The sequence below is a fragment of the Leucobacter sp. gxy201 genome, from assembly GCF_051043335.1.
Lineage (GTDB): Bacteria > Actinomycetota > Actinomycetes > Actinomycetales > Microbacteriaceae > Leucobacter.
The window spans coordinates 22,076-38,652 of sequence record NZ_JAMXWS010000009.1 but is presented as its reverse complement, the minus strand read 5'-3'; the positions used below and the strand labels follow the sequence as shown (position 1 = coordinate 38,652).

Here is a 16,577-nt window from a genome sequence, read left to right as displayed (position 1 = left end):
CGCAGCTGTTTTTCGGCCCCGTGCATTTCACGTGTCAGGCCCACTGTCGCAGGCCGTTCTCGTTCCGGTGAGATCTCCGGGGCGAACCACTCTGATCAGGAGACGCATTGGCAACCACCACTGCCACGCGCCACTCGGGCGCGAAGGGACGCGCGAGCGCGCGTCGTAAGCACAGCCACAACGAGGGCATCATCCCGCTGCTCGCCCGCGCCGTGCGCGAGGTCGAAGCATCGGCGCAGCGCGGCAAGGCCTCGCCCGCGGGCCGCACCAAGTTCCATGTCATCGCGCTGCTCATGCGCGAGGAACGCGCACGGGTGAAGACCGACGAGAACGTGAGCGAGGCCGAGCGCGCCGAGACGCTGAAGCGGCTCGACGGCGTCGCAGCGATCCTCGCGAAGACCGCGGCGCGCGACACGAGCCTCATCACGCTGCTCGAGCCGGCCGCCCCGATCACCGATGCGACCCGCCTGCTCAAGCGCAAGATGCTGACCCAGGCCGGCATCGAGCTGCCCGAGCTGCCCGAGGCCGAGACGAAGCCGGTGCAGGCCTACGTGCCGCCCGAGCTCGCCGAGCGCCAGGTCGAGCCGACCGGCATCGACGGCCGCATGCTCGCGAACCCCTTCCTCAGCCCGGTGCTCACCCCGCCGAAGCAGCCGACCCCGGTCGTGCGCCTCGCGAACTGGGAGCTGTTCTCGCCGATGCTGAAGGCGTTCGAGCAGGGCGGCGGAGCGGCCGCCTGCATGGAGCTGCCCGAGCCGCCCGTGCCCGACCGCCTCGCGCCCGCGGGCCTCGAGCTCATGCCGCACCAGGCCCGTTTCCTCGCGAGCGTCGGTGACGGGCATCGCAGCTTCCTGCTCGCCGACGAGCCCGGCCTCGGCAAGACCGCGCAGTCGGTGCTCGCGGCCTCCGTCGCCGACGCCTACCCGCTGCTCGTCGTGGTGCCCAACGTCGTGAAGATGAACTGGGCCCGCGAGGCCCAGCGCTGGACCCCGCAGCGCCGCGTCACGGTCATCCACGGCGACGGGCAGGGCCTCGATCCCTTCGCCGACGTCTTCGTCGTGAACTACGAGATTCTCGACCGCCACCTCAGCTGGATCTCGCGATTCGGTTTCAAAGGCATGGTCGTCGACGAGGCGCACATGATCAAGAACGTGCAGTCGCAGCGTTCGCGCAACGTGCTGCGGCTCGCGGAGAGCATCCGCGAGCGCACGCCGGGCGCCTCGCCGCTGCTCATCGCGCTCACGGGCACCCCGCTCATCAACGACATCGACGATTTCCGGGCGATCTGGCGCTTCCTCGGCTGGACCGACGCCGACAAGCCCGGCCCCGAGCTGATGGCGAAGCTCGAGAACAACGGCTGGACCCCGGCCGACCCGGCGTTCTACCCCGAAGCGCGCCAGAGCGTCATCGACATGGGCATCGTGCGGCGGCGCAAGGTCGACGTCGCCGCCGACCTCCCCGCGAAGCGCGTGGTCGACCTGCCCGTCGAGCTCGACGACGAATTCGGCCGCGGCATCCGCGACGCGGAGGCGAAACTGGCGCGAAAGCTCGTCGACCGCTTCACCGCCGTCAAGAACGGCAAGCTCGGCCAGAAGCTCGGCGACGACGCCATCATCCGCATGGTGTGCGCGCAGGAGCTCGAGGAGGCGAACGCCTCGGCCGACGGCCTGAACGTGTTCACGATGGTGCGCCAGATCGGTCAGGCGAAGGCCGGGCTCGCTGCGGATTACGCGGCGCAGCTCGCCCGCTCGGTCGGGAAGGTCGTGTTCTTCGCGAAGCACATCGACGTCATGGATCGGGTCGAGCAGCAGCTCGCCGAGGCCGGGCTCAAGACGGTGTCGATCCGCGGCGACCAGACCTCCGCCTTCCGGCAGGAGCAGATCGACGCGTTCAACAACGACCCCGACGTCGCCGTCGCCGTCTGCTCGTTGACCGCGGCCGGCGTGGGCGTCAACCTGCAGGCGTCGTCGAACGTGGTGCTCGCCGAGCTCAGCTGGACGGACGCCGAGCAGACGCAGGCGATCGACCGCGTGCACCGCATCGGCCAGGACGAGCCGGTGACCGCGTGGCGCATCATCGCCGCCCAGACGATCGACGCGAAGATCGCCGAGCTCATCGACGGCAAGGCCGGTCTCGCGGCCCGCGCCCTCGACGGCGCCGCGGCGCCCGAGGAGGACGAGGATTCGGTGCAGCTGCGCGCGCTCATGGGCGTGCTGCAGGGCGCGCTGGGGGATCGGACCGCCTGAGCCGGGCGGGGCGCTCGACACCGGCCCGCTCCGGACCGCCGACCGAAGCGCGCCCCTGGCAGCTTCGGTCCCGAAGTTGGCGCGATTGCATCTATTCGGATAGTTACCGCCATCGCTAGCATGGGATGGGTTATCGGGACATCCGCGTCTCGATGGTGAAGAAGTGGGGGACCAGTGCGCATCGGCGTTCTCTGTTCAGGTGGCGATAGTCCGGGCATGAATGCGGCGATCCGCGGCGCCGTGCTGCGCGCCGTCGAGGTGCACGGCTTCGAGATGGTCGGCTTCATGGACGGCTGGCGCGGCTTCCACGAGGGCGATCTCATTCCGCTCGACCGCCCCGCCGTGCGCGGGCTCTCGCCGCTCGGCGGCGTCATGCTCGGCACCAGCCGAGTGCAGCCCTTCCTCACCGAGCAGGGCGACGAGGTCACCATCGATCAGATCCGCGCCCGCATGGCCGAATACGGCATCGATGCGTTCATGCTGATCGGCGGCAACGGCACGCAGACCGTCGGCAGCCTCCTCACCGCGGCCGGCATCCCGGTCGTCGGCCTGCCGAAGACCATCGACAACGACCTCGACGGCACCGACTACACCTTCGGCTTCGATACGGCCGTCTCCATCGCCTCCGAAGCGATCGACCGCCTGCGCACCACCGGCGACTCCCACCGCCGCTGCATGGTGCTCGAGGTCATGGGCCGCGACGTCGGGTGGATCGCGCTGCACGCGGGCATGGCGGGCGGCGCGCAGGTCACCCTGATCCCCGAGTTCCCCGAATCGATCGAGCAGATCTGCGAATGGGTGCTGAGCGTCAGGGATCGCGGCCGCTCGTCGCTCGTTGTCGTCGCCGAGGGCTTCAAGTTCGAGGGCATCGACCAGGCCGTCACGCGCGACGGGCTCGACGGGTTCGGCCGGCCGCGGCTCGGCGGCGTCGCCGACGTGCTCGCCTCGCTCATCGAGGAGCGCACGGGCGTCGAATCGCGCTCGACCGTGCTCGGGCACGTGCAGCGCGGCGGGTCGCCGACGGCGTTCGACCGGGTGCTCGCGACGCGGTCGGGCATCGCGGCCGCCGATGCGGCGGAGGCGGGCCTCTGGGGCACCATGGCGGGCCTGCACGGCGACCGTATCGAGATGGTGCCGTTCGAACGCGCGGTCGGGCACCTCAAGATGGTGCCCGAGACGCGCTACGCCGAAGCGCGGCTCAACTTCGGCTGAGCCGCGCCTGCACCTCCTGCAGCGACGGGTTCGTGGCGGTCGTGCCGTCGGGGAAGACGACGGTCGGTACGACCGCATTGCCGCCGTTGACGGCCTTCACGAGCTCTTCGGTGCCCGGAGTCTTCTCGATATCGACGACGGTATAGTCGACGCCGGTCTTGTTCAGCATGAGCGATAGGCGCTTGCAGTAGCCGCACCACTCGGTCGAGAACATCGTGATGGTGCCGTCGGCCGGGGTGAAATCGCCGAGTTCTGGGGTGCTCATCTGGTGCTCCTAACGCCGGCCGTCGGGCCGGAGTGCGTGCGGTCGTGTACCGCCAGTCTACGAGCGGTCGCTGGGGCCGCGGCGTGAAGTGAACGCCGAGTGAACTCGCGGGGCTCGGCTTGACCATGTGCTGACAAGGTGGAACCATGAATAGCGCGCGTGTCAACGGGTTTCGCTGAACAGTTCGTGAAATTCGAGTGGCAGGTGTCGAACCTAGACCCTGAGCCCGTATCTAACGAAAGACGCCGGTGGAACTCACCATCATCGTGCTGCTGGTCATCGTACTGGCGCTCTTCTTCGACTTCACCAACGGCTTCCACGACACCGCCAACGCGATGGCCACGCCCATCGCGACCGGCGCGCTGAAGCCCAAGACGGCCGTTCTGCTGGCCGCCATCCTCAACCTCGTCGGCGCCTTCCTCTCGACCGAGGTGGCGAAGACGATCTCGGGCGGCCTCATCAACGAGGGCGACGGCGGGGTGCTGATCTCGCCCGAGATGATCTTCGCCGGGCTCATCGGCGCCATCGTGTGGAACCTCGTGACGTGGCTCTACGGTCTGCCGTCGAGCTCGTCGCACGCGCTCTTCGGCGGCCTCATCGGCGCGGCGATCGTCGGCGCCGGCATCAGCGCCGTCAACGGCGGCGTCTTCCTGTCGAAGGTGCTCATCCCGATGGTCGCTGCCCCGCTCACCGCGGGCATCGTCGCCTTCACTGCCACCCGCGTCGCGTACGCGATCACGCGTCGTCACGACGGCAAGAAGGACGGCCGCGGGCGCTTCCGCTACGCGCAGATCGCGTCGTCCTCGCTCATCGCCCTCGCCCACGGCACGAACGACGCGCAGAAGACGATGGGCGTCATCACGCTCACCCTCGTCGCCGCGAATATGCAGGATCCGGGCACCGGCCCCCACCTCTGGGTGATCATCGCCTGCGCCCTCGCGATCGCGATCGGCACCTACTCGGGCGGCTGGCGCATCATCCGCACGCTCGGCGCGGGCCTGACCCAGGTCAAGCCGGCCCAGGGCTTCGCCGCCGAGACCAGCACCGCCGCGACCATCCTCGCGTCGAGCCATCTCGGCTTCGCGCTCTCGACCACGCAGGTGGCGTCGGGCTCGGTCATCGGTTCGGGCCTCGGGCGACGCGGCTCGAGCGTGCGCTGGCGCGCCGTCGGCCGCATCGGCCTCGGCTGGCTCTTCACGCTCCCGGCCTCGGGCATCGTCGGCGCCGTCGCCGCGCTGATCGCCCACCTCGGCACCGTCGGCGTCATCATCGACGCCGTCGTCGGGCTGGCCTTCATCCTGTTCATCTTCTGGCGCTCGAGCCGCAACAAGGTCGACGCCGACAACGCGATCCCTGTGCCCGATGTCGCGGAGTCGGGGTACGCGGTGCGCATCCGCAAGAACCGCCTCAAGAAGAGCCAGCTCGACACGGGCGACCTGACCTCGGTCGCGCAGTCGGCCGTGCGCGACGATCGCGCGGCCCGCGAGGCCGAGAAGCTCGCGGCCGCCGAGGCCGCTGCAGCGAAGAAGGCCGCGAAGCGCGGCGCGAAGGGAGGGAACCGATGAACATCGACTGGCTGGCTTTCGTCCTCGTGTTCGCCGCCGCGCTGTTCGCCGCGGTGTTCGTCGTCGCGCTCTACTCGCTCGGCATCCGCTTCCTCGCTACCCCGGCGCCTCCCGTGCCGCGGGCTGACGGCACCTACGAACCGAACGGCCCCTCGCGCGATGAGGAGGACGACGACGTCGACGACCTGGGGCGCCCGCGGTGGGCGACCGTCGCCGCGAACATCTGCTTCGGCCTGTCGGTGCTCGTCGTGCTGGTCGGCATCTTCCTCATCATTCCGGCCCTCCACTTCTGGTGACGCGCCGCCCGGCTGCGAATCGCATGAAGAGAACGGTACGCGCCGCTCGCTAGGATGATCCCGTGGAGAAGGCAACGAGCGACGACGCACCCCGGGAGCCGGTGAACGCCGAGCACGAGCTACCGCTCGGCGTGCGCGTCGCCGCGGCCTGGTCGTGGCGCCTCATCCTCATCGGGATGGCCTGCGCGGGGGCGCTCTGGCTCATCGTGCAGGTGCGCATCATCGTCATCCCGCTGCTCGTCGCCATTCTGCTGACGGCGCTGCTCGCGCCGATCGTGCGCTGGTTCGAGCGCCGCGGCGCGCCCCGCTGGCTCGGCGTCGTCACCGCGCTCGTCGCGTTCATCGCCTGCGTCACCGTGCTCGTCGCGCTGATCGTCACGCAGTTGCGCAAGGGCTTCGGCGATCTCGCCGCGCGCACCGAAGAGGTGTGGTGGGAGCTGCTGAAATCGATCGAGAACAACGCGTTCGGCATCAACGTGCGCGAGGTCAACGCGTTCACCGCGCAGCTGATGAAGACGATCGAGGATCACCAGTCCGAGATCTGGAACGGCGCTCTCGGCGTCGCGACCTCTGCCGGCCAGTTCGTGACGGGCATGCTGCTCACGCTCTTCTCGCTGATCTTCCTGCTCATCGACGGCAAGCGCATCTGGTTCTGGGTGCTCGGCTTCCTGCCCGCCCGCGCGCACGCGCCGGTCGAGGCGGCCGGCCGTTCGGGCTGGGTGTCGGTCGGCCAGTACGTGCGCGTGCAGATCTTCGTCGCTTTCGTCGACGCGGTCGGCATCGGCGTCGGCGCGGCCCTGCTCGGAGTGCCGCTGCCCATCCCGATCGCAGTGCTCGTCTTCCTCGGGTCGTTCATCCCGTTCCTGGGCGCCATCACGACCGGACTGCTCGCGACCTTCATCGCGCTCGTCTACAACGGTCCCGTGAACGCCCTCATCATGCTCGGCGTCGTGATCCTCGTCAATCAGATCGAGGGCCACGTGCTGCAGCCGCTCGTGATGGGCAGCGCCGTGCGCGTGCATCCGCTGGGCGTCGTGCTCGCCGTGTCGACCGGCGCGCTGCTCGCCGGTATCCCGGGCGCCCTCTTCGCGGTGCCGCTCGCCGCAGCGGCGAACTCGATCGTCAACACGCTGGTCCGCAAAGAGTGGGAGGCCGGCACGGATCCCGTCGCCGAGTACCACCGTCTCGACAAGATCTCACAACGGGCCCGGAACCGGGCAAAGCATGTCGCAAGTCTGCGGCGCAAGGAAGGAAGATGATGACTGAGGGTGCCCCCGTTCTCGAAGACTTCGAACGCGCGCTCGGGGTGGTCCACAAGATTACTCAGCGCACACCTCTTGAGTCGTCACGATATCTAGCCGAAGTGCTCGATGTACCGCAGGTCTTCCTGAAATGCGAGAACCTGCAGCGCACGGGCGCCTACAAGCTGCGCGGCGCCTACAACCGCCTGCTGCAGCTCACCGAGGAGGAGCGCGCCCGCGGCGTCGTCGCGGCCTCGGCGGGCAACCACGCTCAGGGCGTCGCCTTCGCGGCGCGCGAGCTGGGCATCAAGGCCACCATCTTCATGCCGCGCGGCGTCGCGCTGCCGAAGCTGCAGGCGACCCGCGGCTACGGCGCCGACACGGTGCTCGAGGGCGCGACGTTCGACGACACCAAGGTCGCGGCGAAGAAGTTCGTGGAGGAGACGGGCGCGATCATGGTGCCGCCCTTCGACCACCCCGCGGTCATCGAAGGGCAGGGCACGGTCGCCCTCGAGATCCTGGAGACCCGCCCCGACGTCGAGACGATCATCGTGCCGATCGGCGGCGGCGGCCTCATCTCGGGCGTCGCGCTCGCGGCCAAGCTGCGGGCTCAGCGCGAGGGGCGGCCGATGCGCATCATCGGCGTGCAGTCCGAGAACGCTGCGCCCTTCCAGCCGTCGATCGACGCCGGTCACCCGGTGACGATCCAGACGAAGCCGACCATCGCCGACGGGATCGCCGTGGCGCGGCCGGGCGATCTCACGTTCGCGATCGTGCGCGATCACGTCGACGAGATCGTCACGGTGAGCGACGACGATATCGCTCGTGCGATCGTCATGCTGCTCGAGCGGGCGAAGCTCGTCGTCGAGCCCGCCGGTGCGGCCGGAGTCGCGGCGATTCTGTCGGGCAAAGTCAAGGCCCAGGGCGTCACCGCGACGGTGCTCTCGGGCGGCAACATCGACCCGCTGCTGCTGCAGCGCGTCATCGGCCACGGTCTCGCGGCGTCGGCCCGCTACATGAAGCTGCGCATCCTGCTGCCCGACGTGCCGGGCCAGCTCGTGCGCACGGCCACGATCGTCGCCGAGCAGAACGCGAACGTCGTCGAAGTGATTCACACCCGTCACGCGACCGAGCTGCCGGTCAGCGAGGTCGAGCTCGAGCTGCACATCGAAACCCGCGGCCACGCGCACGGCGATGCGGTGGCGCAGGCGCTGCGCGATGCCGGCTACACCGTCAGGGTGGGCGAGCGCTACTAGAAGCGCGACGCGCAGCGTCGCGCCGTGGCGCTCGCGGCCGCTACAGCGGCCGGCCCACGGAGCTTTGCGCGGGGTGGAGCGCTACTAGAAGTGCGACGCGCAGTGTCGCGCCATAGCGCTCGCGGCCGCTACAGCGGCCGGCCCACGGAGCTTTGCGCGGGGTGGAGCGCTACTAGAAGCGCGACGCGCAGTGTCGCGCCGTGGCGCTCGCGGCCGCCACTGCGGCCGGCGGTGTGCCCTGCCGTTAGCTCGCTCGGATTTGCGAGCTCATTCGGACGAACAGCGGCCGGAAGATCCGAACGAGCGCTCACATCCGAACGAGCGCACGGCGCGAAGCGAGAATCGCGAGAGGCCGCCCCCGACAGCGTCGGAAGCGGCCTCTCGCGATCTGCCGGGGCGTCAGCCGGCGTAGGTCTCCACGGCGAGGATCTTGACGGGGATCCGGTTGCCGTTCGGGGCCTCGTAGCTCGCCTCTTCACCGATCTTCATGCCGATGATCGCGAGACCGAGCGGGCTGTCCGCGCTGTAGACGTCGAGGTCCGATCCGTCGGCGAGCTCGCGGCTGCCGAGCAGGAAGCGCTCCTCGTCGCCGAAGATCTCGGCCGTGACGACGGTGCCGATCTCGACGATGCCGCTCGCCTGCGGCGCTTCGCCGACGACGGCGTGCTTGAGCAGTTCTTCGAGGTCCCGGATGCGTGCCTCCATCTTGCCCTGTTCGTCTTTCGCGGCGTGGTAGCCGCCGTTCTCCTTGAGGTCGCCCTCTTCGCGCGCCGCTTCGATGCGGGATGCGATGTCGCGTCGTCCGGGGCCCGAGAGCTCATCGAGCTCGGTCTGCAGACGATCGAAGGCTTCCTGCGTCAACCAGGTCTGTGCAGGCTCGGCCATCGGTGCTCCTCGTTTCCGTGTGGGTCCGTTGCGTCAGGCCGCAGGGGCGGGTAACGCAAACGCCCTGAGAACCTCAGGGCGTCGCCTCAGATTAGCAGGTGCGGCCGGGAAAACCGTGGAGCCGCGCGGGGCTACGCGGCTTCGACGGCCCAGCACTCCTTCACGTAACCGGCGGTCGCGGGCGTCGTCGTGAAGATGCGCGTGGTGATCGTGTGGGAGCGCTCGGCCGACGCCGGCACGAGGATGACCTTCCACCCGACGGTCGCCTTCGACGGGCTGAGGGCTTCGATCGCGCATGCGATCGGAGTCTCGGCGGGCCCGCTCACCATGAACTTGACGGTGCCCTCGGAGTCGCTGGCGGCGGAGAAGGCGATGTCCTGCGCTTCGATCTGAGTCGTCTGCTCCCAGCCGCTCCAGATGAGATAGCCGGCGCCGCCGAGCACCATGAGCACTGCGGCGGCCCAGGCGAAGCGCCGGTCGAAGCGGCCCTTGCGGCGCGTGCCGTAGCGGTCGTCGAGGTCGTGCGTCGCCGAAGCGCCCGAAACGGGGGGATGCGCCTCCGACACGGAAACCTCCGAAGTGTGCTGGGTAGACTTGATGCCTGTGCCAGCGTATCGGGGTCGCCCGGGAGGCACTTGTGAAAGGACGCGAATGACGCTCAGGCTGATCGCCGTGCACGCGCACCCCGACGACGAGTCGAGCAAGGGAGCCGCGACGTACGCGCACTACCTCGATGCGGGCGCCGAAGTGCTGATCGTCAGCTGCACCGGCGGCGAGCGCGGCGACGTGCTCAACGACCTCGTCGCACGCGATCCGAAGAGCCGCCGCGATCTCGCCGGCCTGCGCCGCGATGAGATGGCCCGCGCGCAGGGCATCATCGGTTTCGAGCACCGCTGGCTCGGCTACCAGGATTCGGGGCTGCCCGATGAGGGGGAAGCGATCCCTGCCGGGTCGTTCGCAGATATTCCGACCGAGGTGTCGGCCGAGGCCCTCGTGCGCGTGGTGCGCGAGTTCCGCCCGCATGTGATGATCACGTACAACGAGCAGGGCGGCTACCCGCACCCCGACCACATCCGCTGCCACGAGATCTCGAAGCTGGCCTGGGAGGTTTCGGGCGATGCGGAGAGCTACCCCGAAGCGGGCGCGCCGTGGACCATCAAGAAGATGTACTACGAGTCGATCTTCAACGCCGATCGCATCAGCCGCATGCTCGAGACTCTGCAGGAGCGCGACCCCGAGTCGCCGCTCATCGGCCAGTTCACCGACTTGGCTGAGCGGTTCTCGCTGCGCCCCTCCGATAGTACGGCGAAGATCGAGGTCGGCCGATTCTTCGAGCGCCGCGACGCAGCGCTGCGCGCGCACGCGAGCCAGGTGCCGCCCGACAGCCCGTTCTTCTTCTGGCCGAACGAGCTGCAGCGCGAGGCGTGGCCGTTCGAGGATTACCGGTTGGCGGCGTCGCGCGTGGCGACGAGCGCATTCGAAGCAGACCTGTTCCAGGGGATCGAGGAGGAGAACGCATGAGCATGCCGTTGAGCGTGTGGACCGTGGCGGCGAAGCTTGCGGAGGAGGACACCGAGTTCGACCCGAACATCGTGTCGCCGGGGGTGGCGGGCTTCCTCGTCACCGGGCTCTTCGCGCTGCTCGTGATCGGGCTCGGGTTCCTGCTCGTGCGCAAGCTCCGTCGCAACCAGTACCGACATGATGCGCGCGAGCAGATCGCGCTCGAACTGGCCGAGCGCGACGCGGCGGCGGGCGCGGCAGGTGCGGCGGGCGACGCGAGCACTGCCGGTTCCGAGGGTGCGTCCGGTGCCTCGGCCGAGGGCCCCGACGGCCCCGAGGACCCCGAGGGATCCGGGAGTCCGGAGCGCCCCGGGAACCCCGCGACCCCTCAGCAGTAGGCGGAAGCTTTCGATGAGCGTCGGCAGCTACGTCGGCCGCGACCCGCGCGAGGTGCTCGCCGAGGTGTTCGGCTACGACTCCTTCCGCGGCGAGCAGGAGGAGATCGTGCGCCGCGTCATCGCGGGCGGCGACGCGGTCGTGCTCATGCCGACCGGCGGCGGCAAATCGATCTGCTACCAGATCCCGTCGCTCGTGCGCGAGGGCACGGGCATCGTGCTGTCACCGCTCGTCGCGCTCATGCACGATCAGGTCGCGGCGCTGAGACTCGCCGGGGTGCGTGCGGCCGCGCTCAATTCGGCGCTGAGCCTCGATGAGCGCCGCGAGGTCGAGCGCGCCTACGCGGCCGGCGAACTCGACGTGCTCTACCTCGCCCCCGAGCGGCTCGCGGCCCCGGGCACGGTCGAGCTGCTCGAGCGGGGCCGCATCGCGCTCTTCGCGATCGACGAGGCGCACTGCGTGTCGCAGTGGGGCCACGATTTCAGGCCCGATTACCTGCGACTCGGCGCGCTCGCGGAGCACTGGCCCGATGTGCCGCGCATCGCCCTGACGGCGACCGCGACCCCCGAGACGCACCGCGAGATCACGGAGCGGCTGCACCTGGAGCAGGCGCAGCACTTCGTATCGAGCTTCGACCGCCCGAACATCCGCTACCGCATCGATTCGAAGCAGAACGCGCGCGCCCAGCTGATCTCGTTCGTGAAGGGCGAGCATGCCGGTGACGCGGGCATCGTCTACGCGCTGAGCCGCAAGCGGGTCGAGCAGACTGCTGCGGCGCTGCGCCAGGCCGGGGTCGACGCGGTGGCCTACCACGCGGGGCTGCCCGCGCACGAGCGGCTCGAAGCGCAGACCCGCTTTCTGCGGGAGGACGGCGTGGTGGTGGTCGCGACGATCGCGTTCGGCATGGGCATCGACAAGCCCGACGTGCGCTTCGTCGCCCACATCGACCTGCCGAAGTCGATCGAGGGCTACTACCAGGAGACGGGGCGCGCCGGCCGCGATGGTCTGCCGTCGCAGGCGTGGCTCGCCTACGGTCTGCAGGATGTCGTGCAGCAGCGGCAGATGATCGAGTCGGGCGACGGCGATCAGGCGACGCGCGCGAACCAGACCCGGCACCTGAATGCGATGCTGGCGCTCTGCGAGGGCGTCGAGTGCCGACGCGCTTTTCTGCTGCGGTATTTCGGCCAGGGATCGGCGCCCGATGCTTCGGGCCGGCCCGCGGGCTGCGGCAACTGCGATGTCTGCCTGAACCCGCCGAAGACGTGGGATGCGACGACGCCGTCCCAGATGCTCATCTCGACGATCGTGCGCACGCAGCGCGAGCGGAACCGCACCTTCGCGGCCGGCCAGCACATCGACGTGCTGCGCGGCGTGCAGTCCGAGCGCGTCGCTCAGCTGCGACTCGACGAGCTGTCGACCTGGGGCATCGGCAAGGAGTGGTCGGTGGCGCAGTGGCGCGGGGTCGTGCGGCATCTGCTCGCGACCGGCCTGCTCGAGGCCCGGGGAGAATGGGGTGTGCTCGCACCGCTGCCCGAGGCGCTCGCGGTGCAGCGCGGCGAGGTCTCCGTGCACATGCGCGAGGAGGTCATGACGCGGGCGGGCGGCGGGGGTCGGCAGGCATCGGGATCGAAGCGTTCGGCCGCCGCGGCGGAGCTCTCGCCCGAGCAGGCCGAGGTCTTCGAGCGGCTGCGCGCGTGGCGTGCTGCCGAGGCGAAGGAGCAGGGCGTGCCGGGGTACGTCGTCTTCGGCGACGCGACGCTCGCCGCGCTCGCGGCGCACCTGCCGACGAACGACGAGCAGCTGCTCGCGATCTCGGGCATCGGTCAGGTGAAGCTCGAACGCTACGGCGCCGCGGTGCTCGAGGTGCTCGCGGCCGAATAGGGGGGGCGACTCGATGCCCGGCCCTCGGGGTGCTCGATCCGGAGTCGTGGAGCCTCACGCACCGATCGGCGCACTCCGGTGGTGCCTCAGGCTCCACGGCAGTACCGGGGTCTGCTCCTGTGAGGAATGCCGGGCCGGGCTCAGCGCGCCGCGTGCCACTCCGCGAGCGTGCGGTCCCACGGCGTCGGCGCGAGGCCGAGCTCGGTCGTGAGGCGCCCGGGGCGAATCTCGCTCGGCGCGGCCCAGAGGTAGTGCTGTCGCGCGAGTTCGCGCAGCATGGGCGACACGATGCCGCCCGCAGCGAGTATCGCGCGGGGGAGCGGGCTCACGGTCGGGTCGCTCGACCCGTTCGTGCGAGCGGCGTCGCGCGCCATGTCGCGCTGGGATCGGGCGGCGGGTGTCGGGGCGGTGAGCACCGTACCGTCGGCGCTTGCGAGCGCGATCGCGGCGATCAGCGCGCGGGCGAGGTCAGGGATCGACGTCACCGCGTGCGGGGCATCGGGATCGCCCATCGCCCAGACCCGCCGCCCGGTGGCCGCAGGGGCGAGCACGGTCGCGACGATCGCCGACGACTGCGCGACGGCCGTCGGGCCGACGAGGTCGGAGGCGACCACCGAAGCGGTCAGCGCCGGATGTTCGGCCCGCGCCGCGAGCAGCTCGGCGCGCACTTCTCCGAGCGGGGATACCGGTGCGATGGGAGACGACTCGGCGAGGTGGCGGGCGCCGTGCCCGAACGCGTAGACCGATTCGGGGAAGACGACCGGAATGCCGAGTTCTGCGGCGACATCCATGACCGCCTGTTCGCGCTGCGGCAGCTGCTGCCGCCAGGCGCGGGCGGAGTACGGCGCGTGGATGCAGTGGAGGATCGCGGCGGCCCCGGATGCTGCGTCCCGCAGTTCCGCTCGATCCCCGGCGTCGCCCGAGCGGACTCGTGCCCCGGGCACCGCTCCCGTGCCGCGCCGGAGCATGGTCGCGTCGTGTCCGCTCCCGGAGAGGTCGGCGGCGAGCTGGCGTCCGATCTGCCCGGCTCCAGTGATGAGATAGTGCATGGTGCTCCATGTTCTGTGATCAGTGCTCTCTGAATTTCGAGAACGAATCTACGTGAAGGGCTCGACAAAATCAAGAGCAGTGATCTCTGAATTGCGCGAGCAGCCCGACGCTGGCATCATGAAGCCATGGATCGCCCACGTCGCACGCACGCAGAAGCGCGATCCCTGATGCGCGCGGGCATCGTGCGGCACGGCAGGGCGCAGCTCGCGGAGAAGGGAGCCGCGGCGCTCTCAGTGCGGGAGATCGCCCGCGGCCTCGGCGTCGCGTCGTCGGCGATCTACCGGCACGTCGCCAACCGCGACGCGCTGCTCACGCTGCTCGTCGTCGACGCCTACACCGAGCTCGCCCGCCACGTCGAAGCCGGCATCGACGTCGGGCTGCGGCCGGAGGGCCCCGCCGGCGCCGACGATGCGACGCGGCTCGGGCGACTCGCACGGGCCATGCGCGAGTGGGCGATCGCCCAGCCGGCATCGTGGGCGCTACTGTACGGATCGCCGGTGCCCGGCTACGAGGCGCCTGCCGGAGAGACGACCTCGCCCGGCACGCGCGTCATGGCGATGTTCGTGGGGGCGCTCGCCGGCGGGAGCGCCGCGAGACGCGACCCCGACGGCCCGCGGGTGAGTCCGGCCCTCGCGTCGGTGCTCGCCGCGGGAGTGGCGGATCTCGACGCTCAGCACTCGTTCCCGCAGTTCGCGCGGCTCGCGTTCGAGGCGCCTGGCTTCGCCGCCGACGCGATCGAAGCCTGGACCGGGCTCATCGGCTTGATCAGCGCCGAGATCTTCGAGCAGCTCGGGCCCGACCTCGCGCGCCATGGCGAGGAGCTGCTCGAGCGCTGGGTCGCCCGCACCGTCGTTCGCTTCGGCCTCGGCTGAGAACGACTCCCGCGCCCACTGCGCCTACTTTGCCCGTCGCGCCCGCGCGTCTCCGAAGTCGTGGAGCCCGGTTCACCGCCCCGAGGGCTCCAGTGGTGCACCGGGCTCCACGCGAACGAGGGGGCGAGAGAGGCAGGGGTGCGGATCCCCAGGGATCACAGCGTGAGGCTACCGCAGGTAGACGGGGTCGAGCGCGACGAGCAGCGCCGCCGTCCAGTGGCAGAGGAACGCGAGCACGGTGAGCGCGTGGAAGATCTCGTGGAACCCGAACACGCCCGGCACCGGGTTCGGGCGTTTGAAGCCGTAGACGACCGAGCCGAAGGTGTAGAGCAGACCGCCCACGATGATGAGCACCATGGCTGCGGGGCTCGCTCGGTAGATGTCGACGAGGAACATGACCGCCGCCCACCCGAGCAGCACGTACAGCGGCACGTACAGCCAGCGCGGCGCCGAGACCCAGAAGACGCGGAACCCGATGCCGACGAGCGCCCCCACCCACACCAGCACGAGCAGCAGCACGCCCTGGTCGAGCGGCAGGGCGAGCAGGGCGATCGGCGTGTAGGTGCCCGCGATCAGGATGAAGATGTTCGCGTGGTCGAGGCGTTTGAACACGAGTTTCGTGCGCGGCTTCCAGTTGAAGCGGTGGTAGAGCGCCGAGACGCCGAAGAGCAGCATGCTCGAGAGCATGTAGACCGCCGATGCCCATTTCGCGATCGGGCCGTGCGCGAGGCAGATGAGCACGATGCCGGCGGCGATCGTGATCGGGAACATGCCGGTATGGATCCAGCCGCGCCAGCGCGGCTTCGCCTCGACCGTCTCCCGCTGTTCGAGCGCATCGTCGAGCAGCGGCAGCGAGAGGGGGTCGGGGGCGGTGCCCGATCGGTCGGAGCCGAGGTGATCGGCGCGATCGCGCCGGGGGCCATCGTGATCGGTGCTGCCGCGTGGGGTCATGCCTCGAGTGTATGGAGGCCACAGTCCCAGCGGTGCATATATGTAGGGTCTCACCAGGTTCGCGCGCGGGCGACGCAGGGCAGCAGCGCAGCCCGCGGGCGATACACTCTGAGAGTGACAGCTGAGCAGTCGACGCCGCGCACCGGTTTTCTCTACCGGCTCTATCAGCGACGGCTGCGCCGCGAGATCGACCCGGGCCGCGTGCCGCAGCACATCGCCATGATCGTCGACGGCAACCGGCGCTGGGCGAAGCAGCGGCTGCAGGAGCGGGCGGCCTACGGGCATCGCGCCGGCGCCCGCAAAGTGCCCGAGCTGCTCGGCTGGGCCGAAGCGGCCGGCGTGCGCACCGTCACCCTCTACCTGCTCTCGGCCGACAATCTGAGAGCCAGGGATCGCCAGGAGCTCGACGACCTGCTCGGCATCATCGGCGAGCTCGCCGAGCAGCTCTCCGAGAACGAGCACTGGCGAGTGAAGCACGTCGGTTCGTGCGCGGGTCTCTCGGAAGGGCTCGTGAGCGCGCTCGCCGCAGCCGAGGAGAAGACCGCCGGCCATACGGGATTGCACGTGAATCTCGCGGTCGGATACGGCGGGCGCAGCGAGATCGCGGAGGCCGTGCGCAGCGTGATCGCGGAGCACCAGGCCGAAGGCGGCACGATCGACACCCTCGCCGAGCGCCTCACCCCCGAGGAGATCGGCGAGCACCTGTGGACGCGCGGGCAGGCCGACCCCGACCTCGTCATCCGCACCTCGGGCGAGCAGCGCCTCTCCGACTTCATGATCTGGCAGTCCGCGCACTCCGAGTTCTACTTCGTCGAGGCGCTCTACCCCGACCTGCGCGAGGTCGACTTCTTGCGCGCCCTGCGCGACTACTCGACGCGGCAGCGGCGCCTCGGCGCCTGATCCGCCGCCCACCGGCCCGTGACCGTGCACCGGCCCGTCGGAGTGCTCGGATGCGGCGTTC

Annotated in this window: 16 protein-coding genes; 11 read left to right on the top strand and 5 right to left on the bottom strand. The window is 69.9% G+C overall.

Features of this window, described 5'->3' with window-relative positions; genetic code table 11:
- The first annotated feature begins 107 nt into the window (after positions 1-107).
- Positions 108-2,246, top strand: coding sequence for a DEAD/DEAH box helicase (locus NHL51_RS12640; RefSeq protein ID WP_434144298.1), 2,139 nt, complete (start codon positions 108-110; stop codon positions 2,244-2,246).
- A 174-nt stretch (positions 2,247-2,420) separates the two neighbouring features.
- Entirely contained in the window at positions 2,421-3,458 is a 1,038-nt protein-coding gene (locus NHL51_RS12635; RefSeq protein ID WP_434144296.1) for a 6-phosphofructokinase, read from the top strand.
- Here NHL51_RS12635 and NHL51_RS12630 read toward each other — a convergent pair.
- Positions 3,445-3,723 (bottom strand): mycoredoxin, encoded by a 279-nt coding sequence (locus NHL51_RS12630; RefSeq protein ID WP_434144294.1) that lies wholly within the window; start codon positions 3,721-3,723, stop codon positions 3,445-3,447. The two genes, NHL51_RS12635 and NHL51_RS12630, sit on opposite strands and share 14 nt — an antisense overlap.
- Before the next feature lie 248 nt (positions 3,724-3,971).
- Here NHL51_RS12630 and NHL51_RS12625 point away from each other — a divergent pair, with 248 nt between their 5' ends.
- The 4 genes from NHL51_RS12625 to ilvA all read left to right on the top strand — a co-directional run bounded on the left by NHL51_RS12625 (position 3,972) and on the right by ilvA (position 8,081).
- Entirely contained in the window at positions 3,972-5,288 is a 1,317-nt protein-coding gene (locus NHL51_RS12625; RefSeq protein WP_434144293.1) for an inorganic phosphate transporter, read from the top strand.
- Positions 5,285-5,584: a hypothetical protein gene (locus NHL51_RS12620; RefSeq protein ID WP_434144291.1), complete on the top strand. Its 300-nt coding sequence runs from the start codon at positions 5,285-5,287 to the stop codon at positions 5,582-5,584. Before NHL51_RS12625 ends, NHL51_RS12620 begins: the two co-directional genes overlap by 4 nt.
- 62 nt (positions 5,585-5,646) lie before the next feature.
- On the top strand, positions 5,647-6,843 hold the full coding sequence (locus NHL51_RS12615) for an AI-2E family transporter (RefSeq protein WP_434144289.1): 1,197 nt from the start codon (positions 5,647-5,649) through the stop codon (positions 6,841-6,843).
- Positions 6,840-8,081: a threonine ammonia-lyase gene (gene ilvA / locus NHL51_RS12610; protein ID WP_434144287.1), complete on the top strand. Its 1,242-nt coding sequence runs from the start codon at positions 6,840-6,842 to the stop codon at positions 8,079-8,081. The genes NHL51_RS12615 and ilvA overlap by 4 nt, the downstream gene beginning before the upstream one ends.
- Positions 8,082-8,480: 399 nt before the next feature.
- Here the strand turns inward: ilvA and greA are convergent, their stop codons facing one another.
- Positions 8,481-8,966, bottom strand: coding sequence for a transcription elongation factor GreA (gene greA / locus NHL51_RS12605; protein ID WP_434144285.1), 486 nt, complete (start codon positions 8,964-8,966; stop codon positions 8,481-8,483).
- A gap of 131 nt (positions 8,967-9,097) precedes the next feature.
- The gene (locus NHL51_RS12600) at positions 9,098-9,532 is read right to left on the bottom strand and encodes a DUF4307 domain-containing protein (protein ID WP_434144283.1); all 435 of its coding nucleotides are present in this window, start codon (positions 9,530-9,532) and stop codon (positions 9,098-9,100) included.
- 85 nt (positions 9,533-9,617) lie between these two features.
- Between NHL51_RS12600 and mca the strand changes: the two genes are divergently transcribed.
- From mca to recQ, 3 genes are read left to right on the top strand one after another with little or no spacing between them, the layout of a single operon-like run.
- Positions 9,618-10,487 carry a mycothiol conjugate amidase Mca gene (mca, locus tag NHL51_RS12595; protein ID WP_434144281.1) on the top strand — a complete coding sequence of 290 codons (870 nt, stop codon included), beginning with the start codon at positions 9,618-9,620 and terminating at the stop codon, positions 10,485-10,487.
- The gene (locus tag NHL51_RS12590; protein WP_434144279.1) at positions 10,484-10,864 is read left to right on the top strand and encodes a hypothetical protein; all 381 of its coding nucleotides are present in this window, start codon (positions 10,484-10,486) and stop codon (positions 10,862-10,864) included. Before mca ends, NHL51_RS12590 begins: the two co-directional genes overlap by 4 nt.
- A gap of 13 nt (positions 10,865-10,877) precedes the next feature.
- Complete coding sequence (recQ, locus tag NHL51_RS12585; protein ID WP_434144277.1) at positions 10,878-12,743, top strand: DNA helicase RecQ; 1,866 nt, start codon at positions 10,878-10,880, stop codon at positions 12,741-12,743.
- Positions 12,744-12,883: 140 nt separating this feature from the next.
- Here the strand turns inward: recQ and NHL51_RS12580 are convergent, their stop codons facing one another.
- On the bottom strand, positions 12,884-13,792 hold the full coding sequence (locus NHL51_RS12580) for an NAD-dependent epimerase/dehydratase family protein (protein ID WP_434144275.1): 909 nt from the start codon (positions 13,790-13,792) through the stop codon (positions 12,884-12,886).
- A 126-nt stretch (positions 13,793-13,918) separates the two neighbouring features.
- On the opposite strand from NHL51_RS12580, the gene NHL51_RS12575 reads away from it, so the two are divergent.
- Complete coding sequence (locus NHL51_RS12575; RefSeq protein WP_434144273.1) at positions 13,919-14,665, top strand: TetR/AcrR family transcriptional regulator; 747 nt, start codon at positions 13,919-13,921, stop codon at positions 14,663-14,665.
- A gap of 168 nt (positions 14,666-14,833) precedes the next feature.
- Here NHL51_RS12575 and trhA read toward each other — a convergent pair whose 3' ends face one another.
- Complete coding sequence (trhA, locus tag NHL51_RS12570; RefSeq protein WP_434144272.1) at positions 14,834-15,616, bottom strand: PAQR family membrane homeostasis protein TrhA; 783 nt, start codon at positions 15,614-15,616, stop codon at positions 14,834-14,836.
- Between the two features lie 114 nt (positions 15,617-15,730).
- Here trhA and NHL51_RS12565 point away from each other — a divergent pair, with 114 nt between their 5' ends.
- Positions 15,731-16,516, top strand: coding sequence for an isoprenyl transferase (locus NHL51_RS12565; RefSeq protein ID WP_434144270.1), 786 nt, complete (start codon positions 15,731-15,733; stop codon positions 16,514-16,516).
- The last annotated feature ends 61 nt before the right edge of the window (positions 16,517-16,577 follow it).

Excerpts from the sequence above, each read along its gene's own strand:
- NHL51_RS12630 (WP_434144294.1), bottom strand. The coding sequence starts at position 3,723 with ATGAGCACCCCAGAACTCGGCGATTTCACCCCGGCCGACGGCACCATC.
- NHL51_RS12620 (WP_434144291.1), top strand. The coding sequence starts at position 5,285 with ATGAACATCGACTGGCTGGCTTTCGTCCTCGTGTTCGCCGCCGCGCTG.
- ilvA (WP_434144287.1), top strand. The coding sequence starts at position 6,840 with ATGATGACTGAGGGTGCCCCCGTTCTCGAAGACTTCGAACGCGCGCTC.
- greA (WP_434144285.1), bottom strand. The coding sequence starts at position 8,966 with ATGGCCGAGCCTGCACAGACCTGGTTGACGCAGGAAGCCTTCGATCGT.
- mca (WP_434144281.1), top strand. The coding sequence starts at position 9,618 with ATGACGCTCAGGCTGATCGCCGTGCACGCGCACCCCGACGACGAGTCG.
- NHL51_RS12590 (WP_434144279.1), top strand. The coding sequence starts at position 10,484 with ATGAGCATGCCGTTGAGCGTGTGGACCGTGGCGGCGAAGCTTGCGGAG.
- recQ (WP_434144277.1), top strand. The coding sequence starts at position 10,878 with ATGAGCGTCGGCAGCTACGTCGGCCGCGACCCGCGCGAGGTGCTCGCC.
- NHL51_RS12580 (WP_434144275.1), bottom strand. The coding sequence starts at position 13,792 with ATGCACTATCTCATCACTGGAGCCGGGCAGATCGGACGCCAGCTCGCC.
- NHL51_RS12575 (WP_434144273.1), top strand. The coding sequence starts at position 13,919 with ATGGATCGCCCACGTCGCACGCACGCAGAAGCGCGATCCCTGATGCGC.
- trhA (WP_434144272.1), bottom strand. The coding sequence starts at position 15,616 with ATGACCCCACGCGGCAGCACCGATCACGATGGCCCCCGGCGCGATCGC.